Origin of the sequence: Corynebacterium limaceinasi, from assembly GCF_046717465.1 — a bacterium.
Classification (GTDB): Bacteria; Actinomycetota; Actinomycetes; order Mycobacteriales; family Mycobacteriaceae; genus Corynebacterium.
Window position 1 is genome coordinate 1,598,331 of record NZ_CP177100.1, and the last position, 22,210, is coordinate 1,620,540.

At 58.8% G+C, this 22,210-nt stretch carries 20 protein-coding genes; 7 read left to right on the top strand and 13 right to left on the bottom strand.

Annotated elements, in window-relative coordinates; genetic code table 11:
- Positions 1 to 34: 34 nt before the first annotated feature.
- Positions 35 to 859 (top strand): PhzF family phenazine biosynthesis protein, encoded by an 825-nt coding sequence (locus ACLI1Q_RS07810; RefSeq protein WP_239269491.1) that lies wholly within the window; start codon positions 35 to 37, stop codon positions 857 to 859.
- Position 860: 1 nt separating this feature from the next.
- On the top strand, positions 861 to 2,216 hold the full coding sequence (locus ACLI1Q_RS07815) for a protein adenylyltransferase SelO (protein WP_239269490.1): 1,356 nt from the start codon (positions 861 to 863) through the stop codon (positions 2,214 to 2,216).
- Between the two features lie 105 nt (positions 2,217 to 2,321).
- Here ACLI1Q_RS07815 and mqo read toward each other — a convergent pair whose 3' ends face one another.
- Positions 2,322 to 3,818 (bottom strand): malate dehydrogenase (quinone), encoded by a 1,497-nt coding sequence (gene mqo / locus ACLI1Q_RS07820; RefSeq protein WP_005278731.1) that lies wholly within the window; start codon positions 3,816 to 3,818, stop codon positions 2,322 to 2,324.
- Positions 3,819 to 4,103: 285 nt separating this feature from the next.
- Here mqo and ACLI1Q_RS07825 point away from each other — a divergent pair, with 285 nt between their 5' ends.
- On the top strand, positions 4,104 to 5,150 hold the full coding sequence (locus ACLI1Q_RS07825; protein ID WP_239269489.1) for an alpha/beta hydrolase: 1,047 nt from the start codon (positions 4,104 to 4,106) through the stop codon (positions 5,148 to 5,150).
- A gap of 35 nt (positions 5,151 to 5,185) precedes the next feature.
- Positions 5,186 to 6,586 (top strand): mycothione reductase, encoded by a 1,401-nt coding sequence (mtr, locus tag ACLI1Q_RS07830; protein ID WP_239269488.1) that lies wholly within the window; start codon positions 5,186 to 5,188, stop codon positions 6,584 to 6,586.
- 120 nt (positions 6,587 to 6,706) lie between these two features.
- On the opposite strand, the gene map is transcribed toward mtr, so the two are convergent.
- The 5 genes from map to dxr form a co-directional block, all read right to left on the bottom strand.
- A complete protein-coding gene (gene map / locus ACLI1Q_RS07835) occupies positions 6,707 to 7,576 on the bottom strand; it encodes a type I methionyl aminopeptidase (protein ID WP_411696946.1) in 870 nt (289 codons plus the stop codon).
- Between the two features lie 65 nt (positions 7,577 to 7,641).
- Positions 7,642 to 9,492: a penicillin-binding transpeptidase domain-containing protein gene (locus ACLI1Q_RS07840; protein WP_284771441.1), complete on the bottom strand. Its 1,851-nt coding sequence runs from the start codon at positions 9,490 to 9,492 to the stop codon at positions 7,642 to 7,644.
- Positions 9,493 to 9,585: 93 nt separating this feature from the next.
- Positions 9,586 to 10,749: a flavodoxin-dependent (E)-4-hydroxy-3-methylbut-2-enyl-diphosphate synthase gene (gene ispG / locus ACLI1Q_RS07845; RefSeq protein ID WP_239269486.1), complete on the bottom strand. Its 1,164-nt coding sequence runs from the start codon at positions 10,747 to 10,749 to the stop codon at positions 9,586 to 9,588.
- A 178-nt stretch (positions 10,750 to 10,927) separates the two neighbouring features.
- A complete protein-coding gene (locus ACLI1Q_RS07850; RefSeq protein WP_411696947.1) occupies positions 10,928 to 12,136 on the bottom strand; it encodes a M50 family metallopeptidase in 1,209 nt (402 codons plus the stop codon).
- Between the two features lie 13 nt (positions 12,137 to 12,149).
- Entirely contained in the window at positions 12,150 to 13,310 is a 1,161-nt protein-coding gene (dxr, locus tag ACLI1Q_RS07855; protein ID WP_239269484.1) for a 1-deoxy-D-xylulose-5-phosphate reductoisomerase, read from the bottom strand.
- 140 nt (positions 13,311 to 13,450) lie between these two features.
- Here dxr and ACLI1Q_RS07860 point away from each other — a divergent pair, with 140 nt between their 5' ends.
- Positions 13,451 to 13,939, top strand: coding sequence for a DUF2631 domain-containing protein (locus ACLI1Q_RS07860; protein ID WP_239269483.1), 489 nt, complete (start codon positions 13,451 to 13,453; stop codon positions 13,937 to 13,939).
- Positions 13,940 to 14,117: 178 nt separating this feature from the next.
- Here the strand turns inward: ACLI1Q_RS07860 and rlmN are convergent, their stop codons facing one another.
- The gene (gene rlmN, locus ACLI1Q_RS07865; protein WP_411696948.1) at positions 14,118 to 15,242 is read right to left on the bottom strand and encodes a 23S rRNA (adenine(2503)-C(2))-methyltransferase RlmN; all 1,125 of its coding nucleotides are present in this window, start codon (positions 15,240 to 15,242) and stop codon (positions 14,118 to 14,120) included.
- A 92-nt stretch (positions 15,243 to 15,334) separates the two neighbouring features.
- Between rlmN and ACLI1Q_RS07870 the strand changes: the two genes are divergently transcribed.
- The gene (locus ACLI1Q_RS07870) at positions 15,335 to 15,748 is read left to right on the top strand and encodes a lipopolysaccharide assembly LapA domain-containing protein (protein ID WP_239269481.1); all 414 of its coding nucleotides are present in this window, start codon (positions 15,335 to 15,337) and stop codon (positions 15,746 to 15,748) included.
- Between the two features lie 108 nt (positions 15,749 to 15,856).
- Here the strand turns inward: ACLI1Q_RS07870 and ACLI1Q_RS07875 are convergent, their stop codons facing one another.
- The 5 genes from ACLI1Q_RS07875 to rpsB form a co-directional block, all read right to left on the bottom strand.
- Complete coding sequence (locus ACLI1Q_RS07875) at positions 15,857 to 16,735, bottom strand: phosphatidate cytidylyltransferase (RefSeq protein ID WP_239269480.1); 879 nt, start codon at positions 16,733 to 16,735, stop codon at positions 15,857 to 15,859.
- A 124-nt stretch (positions 16,736 to 16,859) separates the two neighbouring features.
- Complete coding sequence (gene frr, locus ACLI1Q_RS07880) at positions 16,860 to 17,417, bottom strand: ribosome recycling factor (protein ID WP_005278690.1); 558 nt, start codon at positions 17,415 to 17,417, stop codon at positions 16,860 to 16,862.
- A gap of 70 nt (positions 17,418 to 17,487) precedes the next feature.
- Positions 17,488 to 18,174, bottom strand: coding sequence for a UMP kinase (pyrH, locus tag ACLI1Q_RS07885; RefSeq protein ID WP_005278688.1), 687 nt, complete (start codon positions 18,172 to 18,174; stop codon positions 17,488 to 17,490).
- Between the two features lie 227 nt (positions 18,175 to 18,401).
- Positions 18,402 to 19,214, bottom strand: a complete 813-nt coding sequence (gene tsf, locus ACLI1Q_RS07890) for a translation elongation factor Ts (protein WP_239269479.1) — start codon at positions 19,212 to 19,214, stop codon at positions 18,402 to 18,404.
- Positions 19,215 to 19,518: 304 nt separating this feature from the next.
- Positions 19,519 to 20,352, bottom strand: a complete 834-nt coding sequence (gene rpsB, locus ACLI1Q_RS07895; protein ID WP_005278684.1) for a 30S ribosomal protein S2 — start codon at positions 20,350 to 20,352, stop codon at positions 19,519 to 19,521.
- A 391-nt stretch (positions 20,353 to 20,743) separates the two neighbouring features.
- Between rpsB and ACLI1Q_RS07900 the strand changes: the two genes are divergently transcribed.
- The gene (locus ACLI1Q_RS07900) at positions 20,744 to 21,265 is read left to right on the top strand and encodes a M23 family metallopeptidase (RefSeq protein ID WP_239269478.1); all 522 of its coding nucleotides are present in this window, start codon (positions 20,744 to 20,746) and stop codon (positions 21,263 to 21,265) included.
- A 7-nt stretch (positions 21,266 to 21,272) separates the two neighbouring features.
- Here ACLI1Q_RS07900 and ACLI1Q_RS07905 read toward each other — a convergent pair whose 3' ends face one another.
- Positions 21,273 to 22,190 (bottom strand): tyrosine recombinase XerC, encoded by a 918-nt coding sequence (locus tag ACLI1Q_RS07905; RefSeq protein WP_239269477.1) that lies wholly within the window; start codon positions 22,188 to 22,190, stop codon positions 21,273 to 21,275.
- Positions 22,191 to 22,210: the final 20 nt, after the last annotated feature.

Below are 22,210 nucleotides of genomic sequence, written 5' to 3' on the forward strand. Positions count from 1 at the left end.
GGCCTCATCCCCAGGGCTGACTAGACTGGCGGGCATGCAACTCCAGTTCTTTGAAGTCGATGTCTTTGCCACCTCGGCGTTTTCCGGTAACCCGCTCGCCGTCGTGGCCCATGCCGATGGGCTCTCGACGCAGCAGATGCAGGCCATCGCGCACTGGACCAATTTTTCTGAAACTACGTTCTTGCTCGAGCCCACCGATCCCGCGGCGGACTATCGCGTGCGCATTTTTACCCCGCACGAGGAATTCGATTTCGCCGGCCACCCCACCCTGGGCAGCGCCGCCGTCTGGCGGGCACTCGGCAATAAACCGCAGAAGGAAGGCACCATAGTGCAGGAATGCGGGGTGGGGATGGTCTCCGTGCGCGAAAGCGGGAGAATTTATTCTTTTGCCACCCCTCCCCTGCGCGCGAGCGGGCCGCTGAGCAGCGCCGAACTGGCAGAGGCCTGCGCGGGCTTGAATATCGCAGAAGCAGATGTCATCGATTCCGCTTGGGTGGACAATGGGCCTGGTTGGCGGCTTTTACAGCTGCGCGATGCCGCGGCCGTGCGCGCGGTTCAGCCCGCCGCAACCCGACCCAAGGTGGGCGTGGTGGGCATGTGTAATAGCAGCGCGGGTACTGATTCCGCCGCCTATGAAGTGCGCGCGTTTACCGCAGGATTCGAGGATCCTGTCACCGGCTCCTTCAACGGCGGTGCCGCACAATTCATGCGCTCGCGCGGGCTGGTCCCTGCCCGCTACACCGCCTGCCAGGGCAGCCAGCTGGGACGAGACGGGGAGGTCTTTATCCACGATGACGGCGCCGATATTTGGGTCGGCGGCCGCGTCCACATCCGCGTGCAAGGAAAATTGGAGGTCTAAAATGCACCTACACCACGACTATGCAAAGCACCTGCCGGACTTGGTGGCGGCAACGCACGGCGAGGAACAACCGGATCCTAAGCTCGTGGTTCTCAATGAAGAGCTGGCCCGACAGCTGGGCCTCAATACGGACTGGCTGCGCTCTGCAGAGGGCCTGGATTTCCTCTTGGGCCGCGGCGGCGGGCATGCCATGGCCTATTCCGGTTTCCAATTCGGCTCCTTCAACCCGCAGATGGGCGATGGCCGAGCCATGCTCTTGGGCGAGGTGGAAAAAGACGGAAAACTGTGGGATCTCCATGCCAAGGGCACGGGGCTGACCCCCTATTCCCGCCTGGGTGCCGATGGCCGCGGCACCCTTTCATCCATGCTGCGCGAATACCTGATTTCTGAGGCCATGCATGCCCTCGGCGTGCCCACCACGCGCTCGCTCGCCGTGATTTCCACCGGCCGGCCCATCCAGCGCGGCCACGTGCAGCCGGCGGGCGTCCTGGTCCGCGTGGCCGCCAGCCACATCCGGGTCGGAACTTTTCACTATGCCGCGCAGTCCGGCCACCTCCAGGCTCTCGCGGACTACGCCATCGCGCGCCACTACCCTGGGGCAGACTACCGGGAGTTCTTCCAGGGCGTGATGGACCGCCAGATAGCCACCGTGTCTTCGTGGATGCGCTTGGGCTTTATCCACGGGGTAATGAATACGGATAACACCACCATCTCCGGTGAAACCATTGATTATGGCCCGTGCGCCTTTATGGAGGCTTACTCTCCCGATACGGTATTTTCCAGCATTGACCAGCAGGGACGCTATGCCTTTGGCAATCAACCAGCCATCCTGGGCTGGAACCTCGCCCGGCTCGCGGAATCGCTCGTGCCGCTTTTTGATGCCGATATCAATGCCGGGGTCGACTTCGCGCAAGAGACCATCAACGGGTTCCAGGAGAAATTCGCCACCCAGCGCCACAGCGATATAGCCGCGGCCCTCGATTCCACCACCGAGGTAGCCTCCGCCTACCTTACTGCGATGCAGCTATCTCGCCCGGATATCACGTTGGCGCACCGTGCGCTTGCCGATGCCGCCCGCGGCCACACCCTTCCTGCCCAAGAGCTCTTCACAGGTACGGACTTCCTGGATAGCTACCTAGCCACTCACCCCGCCCCGGATGCCGTGGATGCTGCCATGCCCCGGGTCATTCCCCGCAACATGGCCGTCGAAGCCGCGCTGCGCGCCGCCGAGGCGAGCGATATGCAGCCCTTTACTGAGCTCCTCCACGCCGTGACCCACCCGTGGGAGCCGCATCCGTCCTACGAACAGCCCGACCCGAATGGGCTTGCAGGTTTTCTCACCTACTGCGGTACCTAATTTTCTAGCCACCCCGAATTCAAAAGTTGCACAGCACAAAGCCCTCCGCGCAGTACGTTCTGCACGGAGGGCACGGGCTGGGACTTAGTCCCAGCCGAAGGCGTTTTAGCGCTCTAGCTTCAGCGTCTTCTGGGTGTATTCCCACATCTCGTTGTAGAAGTCCTCATCATTGGCCAGCTTCATGCCGTAGGACGGGACCATCTCGCGAATCTTATCGCTCCAGTCAATCATGCGCTCGCCAAAGCAACGCTCCAGCAGCTCCAGCATGACGGCTGGGGCAATCGAAGCACCCGGGGAAGCACCGAGCAGGCCGGCAATATTGCCCTCCTGGTTATTAACCAAGGCGGTACCAAACTCGAGGGAGCCAAAGCGCGGTGCACCAGCAGGCTTGATGACCTGTACGCGCTGGCCGGCAATCACGGTTTCCCAGTCACTTTCCTTCGCATTCGGGACGTATTCGCGGAGGGAATCAACGCGGTCAGAGAAGTCCTTGCGCACCTCATCAATGAGGTACTTGGTCAGGCCGAATTCCTGCACGGCAACGCCCAGGTAGGAGGTGATGTTATCCGGGCGGATGGACTTGAAGAGATCCAGGTAGGAACCCTTCTTCAAGAACTTCGGGCTCCAGCCGCCGTACGGGCCAAACAGCAGGCCCTTCTCGCCGTCGATAACGCGGGTATCCAGGTGCGGCACGGACATCGGAGGAGCACCCACCGCTGCCTTACCGTAAACCTTAGCCTGGTGCTGCTCAATGAGCTCCGGATTCTTGGCGCGCAGCCACAGGCCGGAAATGGGGAATCCGGCGTAGCCAGCTACTTCCTTCACCTTTGCCTTGCGGAGCAAGTCCAGGGCGTAGCCGCCGGCACCGACGAAGACGAACTTCGCCTTCACCACGGTGATATCGCCAGTGTGCTTGTTCTTGGAATAAACCTTCCAGTCGTTTCCGTCGCGGTCGATATCGAAGACCTCGTGGCCGTAACGGATCTCCGTGCCAGATGCGCGCGCCGCGGTCAGGAACTGCTTGGCCAGGGCGCCGAAGTTCACGTCGGTGCCGACTTCGGTCCAAGAGATAGCGACCTTATTGGAAAAGTCGCGGCCGTCCGCCATGAGCGGCAGCTTCTCCGCAAAGGTGGATTCGTCATCAGAGAACTGCATGCCGGGGAACATGTGCTTTTCACTCAGCACCTCGTAGCGGCGCTTCAGGTAGTCCGCCTGGATTTCGCCCTGGGCGAAGGAGACGTGCGGGACTGGGTTGATGAACTCGCTGGGTTCAGTCAGGATGCCGTTGTTGAGCTGGTGGGACCAGAACTGGCGCGACTTCTGGAACTTCTCGTTGGTCGCAATGGCCTTAGAGATATCGATGCGGCCGTTCTTCTCTGGTGTGTAGTTGAGCTCGCACAGGGCGGAGTGGCCGGTACCAGCGTTATTCCACGGCGAGGAGGATTCCAGGGCGGGGCCATCAAGGCGCTCAAAGATCATCTGGGTCCAGCTCGGCTCCAACTCGCGGAGCATAGCGCCCAGAGTGGCGCTCATGATGCCGGCACCGACCAGTGCGACATCGACCTCATCTACAACTTGTGCTGTCTTCTTTGCTGAGGACACTGTGTTATAACCTCTTCGAATTGAAAATTTATATACATCGGCGCGTTCTGCACCATATATTTTAAGCGCTTTGCGCCCCACACCGCGACTGTTGTGCACAGCCAACCTGCCGATGTGTCACGCATTAACGCCTTACCTTACGCTTTTCTTTTCTCGATTGGTTTTTCTCCCCCACCCTGATCACCACAATATGGGGCGACCTGTTATACAGTTCACATTTCACTGAAATAATGGCAGGTCACGCAGCTACCGTAGTGACGACCAACTGTTGACTAGACTCGTGTCATGGCTACAGCAACTCCGTCATGGGGGCCCGATATCCTCGGCCCCGATTTTCAATCAGCCACCCTCGACCTTGGCCCCGATCCCGATGGCGAGGGGGATATTGTCACCACCCTCGTCCGCTATGCGCCAGGCTCGGCCGCAGGCTCCACGGATTCGGGCCCCGCCGATCCTTCTTCGCCTTCTGCCACTTCCCGCCCGGCCTTGGTATGGCTGCACGGGATGACTGACTACTTCTTCCAAACGCACGTCGCACAGCACTTCGCGGCACAAGGCTATGACTTCTACGCGGTTGACCTGCGCAAATGCGGCCGATCGCACCGCCCGGGCCAGTCCTGGCACTACGTTTCGGACTTGTCCTTATATAACGCGGATCTTTCCGCAGCCCTCGATGCCATTACAAACGACGAGGTAATCGTTATCTCCCACTCCACCGGTGGCCTGATTGCGCCGCTGTGGATGGACTTCTTACGCCGCCATGACGCGGAGCGCTTCTCCCGCCTGAAGGGCCTCATCCTCAATAGCCCCTGGCTGGACATGATGGACGTTCCCAGCTGGGCCGTATCAGCGCTGAAGCCGGCGATATACTCCACCGCCAAGATCGCACCCAAGATCGCCTTGCCTGGGGGCAACCTCACTGCCTATGGCGAATCGGTGCACAGCGACTTCTACGGCGAGTGGGACTACGACCTCAGCCTGAAACCATTAGCCGGGCATAAGAAATATATCGGCTGGCTGGCCGCCGTCTTCCACGGTTTTGACGCCATACACAGCGGCCGCATTAATGCCGGGGTCCCCGTATTGACGCTGCAATCTACCCGCTCGCTATTGGGCACGCCCTACTGCGATGCGGTCAATCATGCCGATTGCATCATCGATGTCGCACAGACCCGACGGTGGGCAAAAGAGCTCAATGCGCACTACACGCTGCGTTCCATCGAAGGCGCGCGCCACGATGTCTTTTTATCCCTCCCCCACCCCTTAGAAGAGGCCTTCGCGGCGTGCGATGCGTGGCTTCCCACCATTGTGGAAGCGCCCACACCAGCATAAATCCCCAAATTGGACACATGGATTAAGGTACAAATATGACCACAATTGATACAGCAAATACTCCGGCCGCTGAGGAACACTACGACCTCATCATCATTGGCACCGGTTCCGGCAACTCCATTGCCAACCGCGATTTTCACGATAAGAAGATTGCCATCATTGAAAAGGGCCGCTTCGGTGGCACCTGCCTGAATGTCGGCTGCATCCCCACCAAGATGTACGTCTACGCAGCCGATGTCGCCCTCGCCGCCCGCGAAGGCGAGCGCCTCGGCATTGACGCCCAGGTCAACAACGTGGAGTGGAACTCCATTGTGGAGCGCGTCTTCCACAACCGCATTGACCAGATCGCCCAAAGCGGCGAGGACTACCGTCGCGGCGACAAGACCCCGAATATCACCGTCTACGACGAGCACGCACGCTTCGTCGGCTCTAAGACCATCCAGACCGGCGATCACGTCATCAGCGCCGATCAGATCGTTGTTGCTACCGGCTCCCGCCCGGTAATCCCTGAGGTCTACGCCAATTCCGGTGTGAAGTACTACACCAACGAAGACATCATGCGGATGGACCGCCAACCAGAAAGCCTGATCATCGTCGGCGGCGGCTATATCGCCATGGAATTTGCCCACGTATTCGATGGCCTCGGCACCAAGGTCACCGTGGTCAACCGCAGCGAGACCTTGCTGCGCCACCTCGATTCCGATATCTCTTCACGCTTCAACGAAATTGCCCGCGAGCGTTTCGATATACGGGTTGCTAACGGCACCAAGCTGGAAGAAACCGACAAGGGCGTAAAGCTGAAGCTCGATAATGGCGAAACCCTCGAGGCAGACGCCATCCTGGTAGCCACCGGCCGCAAGCCAAATGGCGATCTCATGGATGTGGACAAGGCCGGCATCAAGCTGCTGGACAATGGCCGCATTTCCACCGATGCTCATGGCCTCACGGATGCAGAAGGCGTCTGGGCGCTTGGCGATGTCTCTTCGCCCTACATGCTCAAGCACGTCGCCAACGCCGAAGCCCGCACCATCCAGCACAACCTGCTCCACCCAGAGGATCTGCAGGATCTTCCGCACGACAATGTTCCTGCCGCCATCTTCACCCACCCGCAGATCGCCTCTGTGGGCTTGAAGGAAGAAGAAGCGCGGGAGCAGGGCTTCGATGTCACCGTAAAGATTCAGAACTTCGGCGACGTGGCCTACGGCTGGGCCATGGAAGATACCACCGGTATTTGCAAGCTGATTGCGGACCGCAAGACGGGCCAGCTCTTGGGCGCCCACCTGATGGGCCCGCAGGCTTCCACCCTGATCCAGCAGCTGATTACCGTAATGGCCTACAAGATCGACCTGCGGGACTTTGCCCGCAAGCAGTACTGGATCCACCCAGCCCTGCCTGAGGTCGTAGAAAACGCCCTCTTGGGCCTCGAATGGGACTAAGGCACCGTAGCTAAGATTCCATAGTAAAAGCCGCCTCCCTGGCCACGCGCAAAGATTCATGCGCGGCGGTTAAGGAGGCGGCTTTCGCCGTGCCTAGGCCTTGAAGAAGGGCCCTAGCGATTAATCCTCATCTGGGATGGTCAGGATTTCATTGCCATCATCGGTGATGACCAAGGTGTGCTCGAACTGGGCGGTGAACTTACCGTCCCGGTTCTGCACGGTCCAGTCATCATCCCAAATATCGTAATCCAGCGAACCCAGGTTGATCATCGGCTCTACCGTCAAGGTCATGCCCGGTTCCAAGATGTCGCGGTACGTGGTGGAATCGTGGTGCAAGACCACCAGCCCATTGTGGAAGGTGGGTCCTACACCGTGACCGGTGAAATCGCGCACGACGTTATAACCAAAGCGCTTGGCATATGACTCGATAACGCGGCCGATAACGTTAATCTCGCGGCCAGGCTTTGCGGCCTTAATGCCGCGCATCGTTGCCTCTTTGGTGCGCTCTACTAATAGGCGGTGCTCCTCTGATACGTCACCGGCCAAGAAGGTGGCGTTATTATCGCCGTGCACGCCGTTTTTATAAGCGGTGACATCGATATTGACGATGTCACCTTCTTCAATCACGGTGGTATCCGGAATGCCGTGGCAGACGATTTCATTCAGCGAAACGCAGCTACCCTTGGGAAATCCCCGGTATCCCAAGGTAGATGGGTATGCGCCGTGATCACACATATACTCGTGCGCCACGCGGTCGACCTCATCCGTCGTTACGCCAGGCTTTACGGCCTTGCCGGCTTCCTTCAGCGCGTTGGCCGCGATCTTGCAGGCCTCCCGCATCTTCTCAATCACTTCGGGGGACTGTACAAAAGGCTCGCCGATGGCCTCTTGTACCTCGTCTCTCCACACATATTCCGGGCGCTCGATATCTTCTGGCACCGGCCGGATGGGGGTTGGTTTACCTGGCTTCAATTTTCCACGAGTACTCATAATTGCCCATGGTAGTCCTCATACCGCGTAGCGCAGTATCCGGGTATCGCGTCCGAGGCTGCGGATTACTCGACCATCGGCGCTGGGCCATCATTGGGACGCGAGCGGTAATCATCCAGCTTCCGCAAGAAGTTATCCGTAATGGCTACCGAGGATTCAGAGCCACCGCCCAGCACGACGAGCGTGGCGAAGGCGATATCGTCTTCTTCCCGGTAGCCCGTAAACCACGCGTGCGAGCCTTCATTGATCTCGGCCTCACCAGTCTTGCCGTAAATGGTTCCGCCTGCTTGTATTCCGCGAGCGGTACCGCTGGTGACCACCTGGCGCATCATGCCGCGCACGTTATTCAACACGTCCTCGGGAATCTGCGCCGGCTTATCCGAGGCCTTGGTCTCGCGGCCCTCAATAAGCGTCGGCGTTGGGGTCTTTCCCGCCGCCACAGAGGCAGAAACCATAGCCATGCCGAACGGACTGGCAAGGTCGTAGCCCTGACCATAACCGGCTTCGGTACGCTCCAGTACTTCCTTGCCCTCCGGAATCGAGCCGGTCGTAGTGGTGAGCCCGGGGATTTCATAATCCACCCCGAAGCCAAACTTCTTGCCGGTTTCCTTCAGCTCACCGGGTGCCAGCTTGGTAGAAATATCCGCGAAGGTGGTATTGCACGATTGGGCGAAGGCCCGGCTTAACGGCACATTGCCGAGCGAAAACGCGTTGTAGTTGGTCACCACGCGGCCATAGATATCCATCGTGCCAGGGCACGGAACGATGGTATCCGTGTTCAGGTTTTGTTTTTCTACGCCCGCAGCGGCGGTAAGGATCTTGAAAACCGAGCCGGGCGGGTATTGGCCTTGCAAGGCGACGTCGCCGTCTTCGTCCGCCTTCTCGGTCTGTGCGACGGCCAGGATATCGCCATTGGAAGGCCGGATGGCCACCAGCATGGCCTGGGCGTCCGAGCGCTGATCCACTGCCTCTTGGGCCGCGCGTTGGACGTCATAATCCAAGCCCACCTTGATGGAGGGGGCGGCCTCGGGCGCATGCTTTTCGACATCGGAAAGCGCCGCACCGTTCTCATTGACGACGGCAATGGACCAGCCGGTCTCGCCGTCGAGCTCGTCATTGACGGCCGAGCGCACGCGCGATAAGAGATCGGGTGCGAGGCCGCGGTCCCGGGTCACCAGCGCGGGTTCTTCATTAATGCGGACGCCGTCCATCCCCTCCATCTTGGCGCGGATGACGGACTCCTGCTCTTCTGTATAAAGGCCCACCGAATAGGCAGAATCTGCCTTTTCTAGCTTTTCGGCGAGCTCTTTGGCGTCCACCTCCGCGATCGAGTCGTCCTCGCGGTGCGCCGCAGCAAGGGCGCTGCTGACCTTGGAGGCCGTGGGGCGGACATCGGAAAGCGAGCTCGTATCCACGATGACACGGTAATTCAGCCCGGGGCTCATCAGCTCCACCCCGTTGGAGGAGACGACGCTAGCGCGCGTGGCTTCCAAGGCGCGCAGCTCCAAATGCTGGTGCGCACCCAGGTCCGGGTGAATAATGCTGGGCTTCCACCGCACCGTCCACTCATCTTCGGCCTTGGTCAAGGTCATCTGCGTGGTATAGCTCAGGCTGCGATCCTTGGGCAGATCCCACGTGACCTTATAATCCGCCGTGGCCACGGTTTCGTCCTGCTTTACCCCCTCGAGCTCAATATCGAGGCCCTCTGCCTGCAAACCCGAGTAAGAAGCATCGAGGGCCTGCGTGGCGTCATCGGGGGAATCCGTAAGCTCTGCCAAGCCCTCGTTATTTCGGCTCTCCATGCCTTCAATGAACTCTTCTGCCACCGGCTGTGCAGATACGGGCTTAGGGGTACAAGCAACCACACCAGTTGCAGCAAGCGAGACTGTAGCAACCAGTGCGAATAACTTCTTCATGCTTTGGCACATTAGCAGCGCACGCAGCAAAAAAGACTGCCCCACACCGAGGTGCAGGGCAGTCTATTAATAATTAGCGTAGAGGCGCGCGGCTTACTGCGTCACGCGGACATCGGCCTTAGCGCCGTCCACGGCTTCGAGGCCTTCCTCATCCGCAATGCGCATTGCCTCTTCGATGAGGGTTTCCACGATTTTGTCTTCCGGCACGGTGCGCACCACTTCGCCCTTGACGAAGATCTGACCTTTTCCGTTACCGGATGCCACGCCCAAGTCTGCGTCGCGGGCCTCGCCCGGCCCGTTAACGACGCAACCCATGACAGCAACGCGGATGGGAAATTCCATGCCCTCGAGGCCGGCGGTAACTTCCTCCGCCAGCTTGTACACGTCCACCTGCGCGCGGCCACACGACGGGCAGGAGACGATTTCCAGCTTGCGCGGGCGCAAGTTGAAGGACTGCAGAATCTGGTCTCCCACCTTGACCTCTTCTTCCGGCGGGGCGGAGAGCGAAACGCGAATCGTATCGCCGATGCCTTCTGCCAAAAGGGCGCCGAAGGCGACGGAGGACTTAATGGTGCCCATGAACTTCGGGCCCGCTTCCGTCACACCCAAGTGCAGTGGGTAATCGGTCTGCGCGGCCAGCTGGCGGTAGGCCTCCACCATCAGCACGGGGTCAGAGTGCTTGACGGAAATGGCGATATCGCCAAAGCCGTGCTCCTCAAACAGGCCCGCCTCCCAGATAGCGGACTCCACGAGCGCTTCTGGGGTGGCTTTGCCGTACTTTTCCAACAGGCGCTTATCCAACGAACCGCCATTGACGCCGATGCGGATGGGGATTCCCGCATCGCCAGCGGCCTTCGCCACTTCCTTAACGCGGCCATCAAATTCACGGATGTTGCCGGGGTTGACGCGGATTGCCGCGCAGCCAGCATCGATAGCCTGGAAGATGTACTTGGGCTGGAAGTGGATATCCGCGATGACCGGGATCGGGGATTTCTTGGCGATGGCCGGCAGCGCCTCCGCATCCACCGGCTTAGGGCAGGCCACGCGCACGATATCGCAGCCAGAGGCAGTAAGCTGTGCGATTTGCTGCAGGGTGCCGTTGATGTCATGGGTCTTGGTATTAGTCATCGACTGCACCGAAATTGGGTAGTCAGAACCAACGCCCACTGGGCCTACGTGCAATTGCCGCGTTTTCCGGCGCGGGTGCAATACTGGCGGAGGCCCGTCAGGAATTCCTAGACCGATAGGACTAGACATGAATGCTCCTTATTTCTAGCTCGTGGCTCGTTGCTAAATGTTATTGCACAATAAGTGTTGAACGTCCCCACTCTAGCACTAGATGGTTAAGCGCTAAAGTGCGCGCTCGCGCTGTACACGTGCGCTAAGCGTTGGGCGCTCTACTCACGCCGAGCGGCGGGCACAGGGGCTAACGAACCTAGCCAAATAGCCTGATCGGATTGACCACATCCGCGATGATTATCACTACGCCCAGCGCCATAAGTAAGGCCGCCATGACATAGGTAATGGGCATAAGCCTGGTGTAATCGGCCGGACCCAGCGGCTGCTTGCCCATCAATTTGCGAATGCCATCGCGGATCTTCTCATACAAGATGACCGCGATGTGGCCGCCGTCAAAGGGCGGCAGCGGAATGAGGTTAAACAGAGCGAGGAAGAAGTTCAGCGTCGCCAGCATCATGAAGAACGATGCCCACAGGGAACGCTCCACGAGTTCGCCACCAACCCGCGATGCACCGACGACAGACATCGGCCCGTTGACATCCCGCTCGTGGCCAAAGATGGAGGCCACCACGCCCGGTACCTTAGCGGGGAATTGTTTGATTCCTTCCACCGTGGCCTCGAGCGAATAGGTGGTGAAATGCCACGTTGCGGGGACCGCCTGCGTTGCTGAATACTTCTCGACGATGTCGAGGACCTCATTGCTCAGCCCGATCGAACCGGCGTCGACCAATTCGCCCTGTTGATTCAGGCGCTTGACCGTTTCCAATTCGATGGAGAAATCTTTTTCCTCACCGTCTCGCTCTACTGTAAGAGTCACGGTCTCGCCGGGGCGCTGCATGACCTCATCGCGCAATTGCGTAAAGGAATCTAGGTGCTCGCCATCGAGCGCGAGAATGATATCGCCTTCCTGCACATCGGCCTTACCAGCGGGCCCGTTCCCGGTGCATGATTCCAGCTCCTGGTTTTCTTTTTGGTCAGCGGTGCAGGTTACCTCTCCCACCCGCGGGCGCACATCGGCATCTGGGTTGGGTAGCCCCGCAGTCATCGCCACGAAATACAAGATGACAAAGCCGAGGATCAGGTTGACGCCGATACCACCTGCAAGAACGATGATGCGCTGCCACCAAGGCTTTTTGTACATTGCATAGGGCTTTTCTTCCTCCGTAAGGAATTCATCCTGCGCGGTCATCCCGGCGATATCGCAAAATCCACCCACCGGGAACGCGGCTAGGCCGTATTCGGTATGCCCCTTGCGGAAGGAGAAAACGCGCGGGCCAAAACCAATGAAATACCGGCGCACCCGCATACCAAAGGCGCGGGCAGTAAACATATGCCCTGCCTCATGGAGTGCCACGGTCAGCCCGATGCCAAGGGCGAAAAACACGATGCCCAGCAAATTTGCCATTAAAGAAAGCTTTCTAGTCAGCTAAACGGTCAATGCGCGCATTCGCGCGCCTGCGAGCCTCACCCTCTACGGCGAGGATTTCATCGAGGGTAGAGACTACACCAGCAAACTGGGAAGACTCCCCGAGGATCTCGCCTACAACATCAACAATCTCTGGGAAGTGGATGCGACCAGACAAGAAGGCCGCAGCGGCCTCTTCATTGGCCGCGTTATAAATCACTCCAGTTCCCTGCGCCGCGGCCTCGCGGGCGAGGGATACGGCGGGAAAAGAAACATCATCAAGCGGCTCAAAATGCCACGTATGCGCTTGTGAAAAATCGAGCGCCGGCTGCGCCCCCGGCACACGCTGGGGCCAATTCAGCGCCAGGGAGATGGGCAGCTTCATCGACGGCGGCGAAGCCTGGGCGATAGTGCAACCATCTTTAAAAGTGGCCATAGAGTGAATGACCGACTGCGGGTGAACTGTGACATCGATGCGCTCTGGCTCAATATCAAAAAGCAGCGTGGCCTCAATGAGCTCGAGCCCCTTATTGATCAAGGTGGCGGAATTCAGCGTATTCATCTGCCCCATGGACCACGTGGGGTGCTGCGCGGCTTGCTGCGGGGTAACGTCCCACATCTGCTCACGCGTCTGGCCGCGGAAGGGGCCGCCCGAGGCCGTGAGGACGAGCTTCGCCAGCTCGCCCTCTTCGCCCGCGCGCAGGCATTGCGCCATCGCAGAATGCTCCGAATCCACGGGGATGATCTGGCCTGGCCGCGCGGATTTCGTGACCAGCGTGCCGCCGGCAACCAAGGACTCCTTATTCGCTAGTGCGAGGTACTCGCCCATGTCCAGCGTGGCTAAAGTGGCCTTAAGCCCGAGGGAGCCCACTAGGGCATTGAGCACGGTATCGGCGGGAACCGAGCGCACCAGCTCTTCTGCAGCACCATCACCAGAAAGTACCGTACCGCCTAAAGCCGCAGAAACCTCCGCAGCCGCCGCAGGCTGGGCCACAGCAATGTGGTCAAACGAAAGATGGAAACTACGGGCCTGCTCAATGATCTGCTGCGGGTTAGAGCCGCCCGCGGCAATGCCCACGACCTCGAATTTATCGGGGTTATCCGCAATTACTTCTAATGCTTGCGTGCCAATAGAGCCGGTGGAGCCAAGGATAAGGATTCGCTGAGTAGTCACCCCTCTACCCTAGCGGTCATTTACCGCGCCCTGCTATGGGGTGGAGCCGGTCAAGCAGGCGGGGGTGTTTAATCGCCTTTGCAGCCACGATGTTTTAAAATAGGTGTCAGTCAAATGGCATTGGTGTGCCCCCTCGATTAATGGACACACGCGATAGCGAAGGAGAGCAAGTGTCTTCCCACAAGCCGGTACCGCAGGTTTACGACGGTGTTTCTACCGAAGATGTTCCATCCGCAGGCTTCGGTTGGTCCCGCATCAGCCGCTCTGGTGTGCAAATCGCGGGTTGGATCTCCGTGATCTTCATGATTGGTTTCAACTTTGGTAACCACAAGGGCCACGTGGAGACCGTCTGGCTCGTCGCCCTGACCGTCCTGTTGGTTGTGGGCCTGCTCATCTTCACCTTCGAGCCGAAGCTCAACCAGGTGCGCACCATCACCGCTAATAATAAGCCGGCCGACCACCAAGAACGGGACTGGACTTATGACCAGAAGACCGTTTCTGGCGCCTACACCGAGTTGACCGACTCCCAGCTGCGCGCGTTGAATATCGAGCCTTCCCGCGTAGCCCACCTGCGCGTTGACTCCGCGTCCGACGCTGCCGAGGTAAGCTCCGGCAAGCACGCGCTATAATCCTAGCTACGGAAAACCGCCGATCCTCCTCATTGCGAGGGGCTCGGCGGTTTCGTGGTTTTACCGGGTACGTAGCCGTACTGCGTTTGACTGCACCGCACGTGTAAACGCAGAATACAACGAGAAAACCACCTAAGCACTTATCCAAAAATGCCTAGGTGACTGTGACAGCGGGCTCTTAGGCCGACATGTCTTCTCGTTCATCGGCGGCAAGTTGGCCACAGGCTGCCGCGATTTCATCGCCCTTAGTATCGCGCACAGTGCACGGCACTCCTTGTGCTTGGACGCGGCGCACGAATTCATCAAGCCGCGTCTTAGGAGCTGCGTCCCACTCCGAGCCAGGGGTCGGGTTAAGAGGGATCACGTTAACGTGCACCTTGGAGCCGAGCTTCTGGTGCAGCTTGCGGCCTAGCATATCGGCGCGGAAATCCTGGTCATTCTTATCCCGGATAAGGGCGTACTCGATAGATACGCGGCGGACGGATTTATCGGCGTAGTACCGTGCTGCGTCGAGGACCTCATCAACGGACCAGCGGTTATTTACCGGAACCAGGCTATCGCGCAGCTCATCATCCGGGGTGTGCAGCGACACCGCAAGCGTGCAGGCAAGGTCTTCGTCCGCGAGCTTGCGGATGGCAGGTGCCAAACCCACGGTGGATACGGTCACATTGCGCTGCGAGAGCCCAAAGCCCGTTCCATCCTGGCCGGTAATCTGGCGCACCGCCTGGACCACGCGCTTGTAGTTTGCCAGCGGCTCTCCCATGCCCATGAAGACCACATTGGATAAGCGCCCGCCTTCGGCCGCCATTGCTGCGGCTGCGTGGCGGAACTGTTCGACGATTTCGCCGGTAGAAAGGTTGCGGTCTAGTCCGCCCTGGCCGGTAGCACAGAACGGGCAGGCCATTCCGCAGCCAGCCTGGGAAGAAATGCACAAGGTAGCGCGGCCAGGATACCGCATCAGAACGGACTCCAATAAGGTGCCGTCGTGCAAGCGCCACAGGGACTTGGTGGTTTCCCCATCGTCGGTAGAAGTCGTACGAATAGGCTTCATGAGCTCAGGGAAGAAGGCCTCTTTGACTTCCTCGCGCTTGCCGGCGGGGATATCCGTCATCTCTTCGACGTCGTCAGTGAGATGCTCATAGTAGTGCTTGGCAATTTGCTTAGCACGGAATTTAGGTAGGCCAATTTCTGCGAGCTTATCGATGCGCTCGCTTTCAGAGAGATCTGCAAAGTGCTTGGGTGGCAGACCGCGCCGCGGCGCGGAGAAGTTAGGTTTTCCTGGTTGAGCCATAATAACGCCCATCTTTCCACGGTTTACCGGTACTTTTCCAATTGGGAAGGCCTCAATTTATAGCCAAGTGGAATTTTGGAAGGGTTTACAGAAATAATGGACACATGACCAATCCGAAATACCCCGAAGATGACTTTTCCGCCTCCAATGATGAGGCCACCGCGGCAGGCGATAATGCCGCTTTGGCCGAAACCGGAAACAAGGAAGTCTCCACCGGTGCCGGCGCCGACGCTGGGACCACCGAGCCCGCTGCCGCACCACAAAAAGCCCAAGGCTCGTTCGCCGCTAGCACTTGGGCAGCGCTCATTGTCGGCTTCCTCTTGCTGATCGTGTTGATCATCTTCATCATGCAAAACCAGCAAGAAGTGCCGATGAACTTCCTGGGCTGGTCGGGGCAGTTCCCAGCGGGCATTGCCTACCTGATGTTTACCATCGGCGGCGCGCTCATCATGGCGCTTGTGGGTGTGTGGCGGATGCTTGAATTGCGCCGCCAATTGCGTAAGCAGGCCGAAGGCTAAAAGAGCCGTACCGCCGCTCTCCTCCCTGCCCTCGAGATATTTCCGGTGGCACAGGGGAAGCGGCGGTTTATGCGCAGCAGTCCTTATACGCGGTGACTGCGACTCGGTTTAGACCGCGAAATTTGCCATGAGGCTCATGGCCACCCAGGTAACCATGGCAGAGGGAAGCATGCCATCAAGGCGGTCCATCAAACCACCATGCCCGGGGAGGATGTGGGACATATCCTTAATGCCCAGCTCTCGCTTAAACTGCGATTCCACCAAGTCACCCAACGAGGCGCAAATCACAAGGCCGAGCCCCATCAAGGCGCCTATCCACGCCGAATGATGCAAGAGGAAATGGACGGACACGGCACCAACGATGACGCCGAAGCCAATGGAGCCGCAAAAGCCCTCCCAGGATTTCTTCGGGCTCACGGCCGGTGCCATGGGGTAGGAGCCAAACATCACGCCGACGATATAGCCGCCCGTATCGGAGGCGACCACGCACAGCATAAAGACCACGATGGAAGCAGCGCCGCTGGCCACCGGGGTAGAAATCAGCGATAGCATCGCAGCAAAGGTGGCGAAAAGCGGAATCCACGTCAGCACGAAAATGCCGACGGACATGTCCCGCAGATAATTGATGGGTGGGCGATGCCGCCCATTATGGAAAAGCCTGCCGAACATCAAAATGAGTACGGCGGTGACGTAGACGGCCACGAGGCCGGGCGCGCCAAGCGGCCAGGAAATCCACACCATGGCCTGGCCCAAGATGATTAACAGCGTGCGCGGGATATAGTACGAGTTCTCCCGCAGGCGGGTAAGAACTTCCCACATGGCCCCGCCGACGGCGACGGCTACCACCGCATACCAGGCCAAGGGGCCAGCCCACACGGCGAGGACAACGAGGGCGCCGAGCCCCACGCCTACTCCAATAGCCGCCGGTAAGTCACGGCCAGGGCCATTTTTCGGCTGCGGCAATCGGCGGTTCAAGGCGTCACTCACCGTGACCGGCTCCTTTCACTTGGCGTTGTATGCGCGTCGCGGGGCTTATCTATTTCCTATACAAAAATACTACGTACAGAAAAGCGCCGCCGGCCGAGGTGGGCGCGGCGGCAGCGGAAAAGGCCTAGACCTCCATCAATTCGGATTCCTTGTTTTCCACCAGCTTGTCAACCTGCTCGACATAGCCAGCGGTAATCTTTTCCATTTCCTTTTCTGCGGCAAGGACCTCATCCTCGCCCTCTTCGCCATCCTTTTGGAGCTTCTTCAGCTGTTCCATGGCCTTGCGGCGGATATTACGGATGGCAATCTTGCCGTCCTCGCCCTTGCTCTTGGCCAGCTTGACCATTTCCTTACGGCGTTCCTCGGTCAACTGCGGAACGGTCACACGCAGTACGTGGCCATCGTTGGTGGGGTTAACGCCCAGGTCCGAATTGCGGATGGAGTTTTCAATCTCTTGGATCATGGACTGCTCGTATGGCTTGATGAGCAACATGCGCGGCTCTGGCACGGAGATGGTAGCCATCTGAGTAATCGGGGTCGGCGCACCGTAGTACTCCGCGATGAGTCCGTTGAACATCGCCGGGTTCGCGCGGCCGGTGCGAATGGTCACCAGCTGCTCGCGGGTGTGCTCGACGGAAGCGGTCATGTGTTCTTCGGCTTCGAGCTGAATGTCATCGATCATGAGGCTGAATCATCCTTCAACGTTGAGGGGTAGCTGTATAAAAGGTAGCAGGTTCTGTGCCGTTTTAGAATTAGGACTGCACCAGCGTGCCGATAACCTGGCCGCTTGCGGCGCGGGCAATATTCCCCTCTTCCAAGAGGTTAAAGACCAAAATCGGCATGTCATTGTCCATGCACAGGCTAAAGGCGGTTGCATCGGCTACCTTGAGCCCCTTTTCAATAACCTCGCGCGGAGTGATTCGGGTGTAGAGCTCCGCATCGGGGTTCGTCCGTGGGTCGTCGGAGTACACGCCATCAACACCCTTGGCCAGGAAGAGGACATCGGCTCCGATTTCCAGGGCACGCTGCGCGGCGGTGGTATCCGTGGAAAAGTACGGCATGCCCATGCCGGCACCAAAAATAACGACGCGGCCCTTCTCCAAGTGGCGGTCAGCGCGCAGTGGCAGGTATGGCTCCGCGATTTGCGCCATGTTGATAGACGTTTGCACGCGGCAATCAACGCCCTTTTGCTTCAAGAAGTCCTGCAGGGCCAACGAGTTCATGACCGTGCCCAGCATTCCCATGTAGTCAGACCGGGCGCGGTCCATGCCGCGCTGTGAAAGCTCTGCACCGCGGAAGAAGTTGCCGCCGCCGATCACCACGGCGATTTCGATGCCCTGCTCGGCCACTTCAGCGATTTGGCGAGCGACGTTATCGACAACGTCCGGGTCGATGCCAACCTTGCCGCCGCCAAACATTTCGCCACCGAGTTTCAGCATTACTCGTTTGTATCCGGTTCGCTTCTCGTCTGCAGAAGTCACGCCTTCATCGTCTCCTTTTGCGGGGGCTGATTTATTTCTTTTCTATCTTACCTACACTGCCCTCGCTTCCCCACACCGCACCGCGGCCCGGCAGCCGCCCCTTCCCCATTGCCCCTAGACAGCAGAAAAGCCCACCGAGAGGGTGTACCTCCCGTGGGCTTTAAAGGCTAAAAAGCGGCTGAGGCTTAAGCGCCAACCTCGTAGCGGACGAAGCCGGTGATGGTGGTGCCGACCTCTTCTGCGACCTGCTTGACGGTCTTCTTGTTATCGGACAAGGAAGCCTGCTCCAGCAGAACAACGGACTTGTAGAAGCCGTTCAGGCGGCCTTCCACGATCTTTGGAAGCGCAGCCTCAGGCTTGCCTTCCTCGCGAGTGGTGGCCTCAGCGATGGAGCGCTCCTTCTCGACGATCTCTGCAGGAACGTCTTCGCGCTTCAGGTACTCAGCGTTCATAGCTGCAATCTGCAGAGCGGCAGCGTGTGCGCCTTCCTTGTTGCCTTCGTAGGAAACCAAGACACCGACTGCAGGAGGCAGGTCAGCGGAGCGCTGGTGCAGGTAGACAGCAACGTTGTCGCCATCGACGGTGACTGCACGGCGTGCCTGCAGCTTCTCACCGGTCTTTGCGGACTCCTGGTCAACGAACTCGGAGACCTTCTGGCCGTCGATCTCTACGTTGTTGAGTTCTTCCGGCGAGTTAGCCTTGGCTGCGGCTGCAGCTTCAACAATCTTCTTAGCGAAGGACTGGAAGCCCTCGTTCTTTGCCACGAAGTCGGTCTCGCAGTTGATCTCAACCATGGTGTTACCGGATACGGCAACGAGGCCCTCGGTAGCCTCGCGGTCAGCGCGCTTGGACACGTTCTTTGCGCCCTTGATGCGCAGGAATTCAACGGCCTTGTCGTAGTCGCCGCCGTTTTCTTCCAGCGCCTTCTTGCAATCGAGCATGCCGGAGCCAGTTGCTTCGCGCAGTGCCTTCACGTCTGCAGCAGTGTAGTTCGCCATAGTTAGGGCGATCCTCCTTGAAAATCAGTCAGTGTTCGTTGAGACAGCGTAGCCGAAGAAGCGGTCTCGCGCCGTCTTTGGGTGGGGGTATCTACCCCAGTTTCCTTCATCAATGCGATTGTACGGAGGCTAGGTTTAGCCGCCTCCAGCATAGATAAAAGTAACCCCCACCGCCGTAGCACACGGTGGTAGGGGTTAGGTAAACAGCCTTGTACAGGAATTATTCCCTAGCTGCCCCACACCAAAATGTGCGTGGGGTATTCAATTAAGTGCAGTTAAGAAAGAATCCTCACAAGAGGCAGGCCTACTGTGCAGGCTTGTCTGCGGGTGCTTCCTCAGCCTTTTCTGCAGAAGCAGGATCGGATGCGGCTGCAGCAGCCTCAGCATCGCGCTGTTCCTTCTCTGCGGAATCGCCGGCAGCTTCCTTAGCGGCTGCGAGCTGGCGCTCCTCGCGAGCCTTCTTGCCCTCTTCGACGGCGGAAGCCACGATGCCGGACAGCAGCTTGGTGGAACGGATTGCGTCATCGTTGCCTGGGATCGGGAAGTCAACGTCATCCGGGTCGCAGTTGGTGTCCAGGATGGCAACAACCGGGATGTTCAGCTTGTGGGCTTCCTTAACCGCGATGTGCTCCTTGTTGGTATCAACAATCCACAGTGCGGACGGGGTCTTGGCCATCTCGGAGATGCCGCCCAGAACGCGCTCAAGCTTGGCGCGCTCGCGGTTGAGCATCAGAACTTCCTTCTTGGTACGGCCCTTGTAGCCGTCCTCGCGCTCATCCATTGCCTGAAGCTCCTTCATGCGCTTCAGGCGCTTGGACACGGTCTGGAAGTTGGTGAGCATGCCGCCCAACCAGCGGTGGTTAACATAAGGCATGCCGACGCGGGTTGCTTCTTCAGCAACTGCTTCCTGCGCCTGCTTCTTGGTGCCAACGAAAAGGATGGTGCCACCGTGAGCGACGGTTTCCTTAACGAACTCGTATGCCTCATCGATGTAGGTCAGCGTCTGCTGCAGGTCGATGATGTAGATGCCGTTACGGTCGGTGAAGATGAAACGACGCATCTTCGGGTTCCAGCGACGGGTCTGGTGACCAAAGTGCACACCAGCGTCGAGGAGCTCGCGCATGGTTACAACTGCCATGATTCGCTCGCTTTCTTTTAATTGTCTTTCGGTTTTCCAATTGTGCGGTGTTTTATTCCGCACCCTAGCAACGAAGGCCCTGCCAACACCTTGTTTCCAAGGACCGCGTCAGCTGTCGGACCGCCACACCCTTAACTCAGGATGCGACAACTTCGTCGCGCGTAGTCAATGCCTCCGTGAGGGTTAACTCCCAGCGGACGCACTGCTATGAAAGACAATAATCCCAGCCAGCTGGATTTTCCAAACCGAACAAGCACTTTTCCACAAGTTTCTTTGAGCGTTTTACCTCGGTTGTCACTTGAGTTTCTTCCGCCCCACCGCTGCTGGTTTATCCACAGCCGGTCCACCTTTCGCCGGGCATTATTGACCGCAGCGCACCACACTGTGCCACATGCACTTATTGCCACGACCACGAAATACCGCCGCTTGCCGATGCCCCCTTATCCCCACCCTCGCCACCATCCTCACTGGTGCGCTAGTGCTACTGTGCGCCGCGCCCGCTGCCGCATACGTCGATCCCGCCTCGGGTAAACCGCGCCCGGTGCGAGTGCTGCGCGGCTTTGATAAGCCCGAGCATAAGTGGAGTGCGGGACACCGCGGCGTCGATATGGCCCTAAGAATTGGCGGCCGCGTCGTCGCCGCCGAATCCGGCACCGTCGCTTTTGTCGGCACCGTCGCCGGAACCCCGGTCATCTCGATCGACCATGCAGATGGCATACGCACCACGTATCAACCCGTGCACGCGAGCGTCACCCAAGGCCAAGCGGTGCACGAGGGCCAAACTATAGGCAAGCTCGCCCACCCAGTAGACGGCACACCAGGGCTGCATTGGGGCGCCCGGATTGCCAAGGACAGCTACATTGACCCCTTAAGCCTGCTGGATATGCCGGTTATCCGCCTCAAGCCTTTATAAGAATCACTCAGGCCCGCGGGTGGGCCTGGGAATAAACCTGCTTTAGCCGCTTTGCGGAGACATGTGTATAGATTTGCGTGGTACTCAAAGACGAGTGCCCCAGTAACTCTTGGACCACGCGCAGGTCCGCGCCGCCTTCTAAGAGATGTGTAGCCGCAAGGTGGCGCACCCCGTGCGGGGTTAGGCCACTTGTGCCGGTGACCGTGGCGGCTTTGTCCACGATGCGCCGCACCTGGCGCTGGTCAATGCGCGCTCCCCTGCTGCCTACAAAGATGGCCTGGGTATCTCCCCGCGCCATTTCTTTACGCCCGCCGTCTATCCACTGCTGCAGGGCATCGGTTGCGGCGGCACCAAAGGGCACGACCCGTTGCTTATTTCCCTTACCAGTAACACGTGCGGTGGACCGCTTAAAGTCCACGTCTTCTATATCGAGGCGGACCAATTCCGCCACGCGCATTCCGGTGGCATAGAGCAACTCCAAAATCGCGCTATCGCGCTGAAAATGCGCTTCATCGACAGAAACGGCGTTGCCCACAAGTTCGCCCGCCTGTTGCGGGGCCATCACCGTCGGGAGATGCTGTCCCACCTTCGGTGTTACCAATCGTGCCGCAACATCGCGGCTTAGGTAGCCTTCCCTTTCCGCCCAGGTAGAAAAGGCTTTAACTGAGGCTGTCCTGCGCGCCAGCGTTGCGCGCGCCTTTCCTTCTGCGACCGCGTTTCCTAGCCACTGGCGCAGGTTATTGAGGTTAAAGTCCGCAAATGCATCGATGTCTTGGGCCAGGTTTTTTAAGTCCGCGCGGTAGCCACGCACCGTGGCCTCCGCACGGCCCTTGACGTGGAGTTGGAAGTCCGCGAAGTCCTCGATAGCCTCGTCCATCTGCCCGACCGGGCCACGACTTACTGCGGCCTTCCATTTATCACTCATACCCCACGAGTTTACTTGCT

Excerpts from the sequence above, each read along its gene's own strand:
- ACLI1Q_RS07810 (WP_239269491.1), top strand. The coding sequence starts at position 35 with ATGCAACTCCAGTTCTTTGAAGTCGATGTCTTTGCCACCTCGGCGTTT.
- ACLI1Q_RS07815 (WP_239269490.1), top strand. The coding sequence starts at position 861 with ATGCACCTACACCACGACTATGCAAAGCACCTGCCGGACTTGGTGGCG.
- ACLI1Q_RS07825 (WP_239269489.1), top strand. The coding sequence starts at position 4,104 with ATGGCTACAGCAACTCCGTCATGGGGGCCCGATATCCTCGGCCCCGAT.
- mtr (WP_239269488.1), top strand. The coding sequence starts at position 5,186 with ATGACCACAATTGATACAGCAAATACTCCGGCCGCTGAGGAACACTAC.
- map (WP_411696946.1), bottom strand. The coding sequence starts at position 7,576 with ATGAGTACTCGTGGAAAATTGAAGCCAGGTAAACCAACCCCCATCCGG.
- ACLI1Q_RS07840 (WP_284771441.1), bottom strand. The coding sequence starts at position 9,492 with ATGAAGAAGTTATTCGCACTGGTTGCTACAGTCTCGCTTGCTGCAACT.
- ispG (WP_239269486.1), bottom strand. The coding sequence starts at position 10,749 with ATGTCTAGTCCTATCGGTCTAGGAATTCCTGACGGGCCTCCGCCAGTA.
- ACLI1Q_RS07850 (WP_411696947.1), bottom strand. The coding sequence starts at position 12,136 with ATGGCAAATTTGCTGGGCATCGTGTTTTTCGCCCTTGGCATCGGGCTG.
- ACLI1Q_RS07860 (WP_239269483.1), top strand. The coding sequence starts at position 13,451 with ATGGACACACGCGATAGCGAAGGAGAGCAAGTGTCTTCCCACAAGCCG.
- rlmN (WP_411696948.1), bottom strand. The coding sequence starts at position 15,242 with ATGGGCGTTATTATGGCTCAACCAGGAAAACCTAACTTCTCCGCGCCG.
- ACLI1Q_RS07870 (WP_239269481.1), top strand. The coding sequence starts at position 15,335 with ATGACCAATCCGAAATACCCCGAAGATGACTTTTCCGCCTCCAATGAT.
- frr (WP_005278690.1), bottom strand. The coding sequence starts at position 17,417 with ATGATCGATGACATTCAGCTCGAAGCCGAAGAACACATGACCGCTTCC.
- pyrH (WP_005278688.1), bottom strand. The coding sequence starts at position 18,174 with ATGCTGAAACTCGGTGGCGAAATGTTTGGCGGCGGCAAGGTTGGCATC.
- tsf (WP_239269479.1), bottom strand. The coding sequence starts at position 19,214 with ATGGCGAACTACACTGCTGCAGACGTGAAGGCACTGCGCGAAGCAACT.
- rpsB (WP_005278684.1), bottom strand. The coding sequence starts at position 20,352 with ATGGCAGTTGTAACCATGCGCGAGCTCCTCGACGCTGGTGTGCACTTT.
- ACLI1Q_RS07900 (WP_239269478.1), top strand. The coding sequence starts at position 20,744 with ATGCACTTATTGCCACGACCACGAAATACCGCCGCTTGCCGATGCCCC.
- ACLI1Q_RS07905 (WP_239269477.1), bottom strand. The coding sequence starts at position 22,190 with ATGAGTGATAAATGGAAGGCCGCAGTAAGTCGTGGCCCGGTCGGGCAG.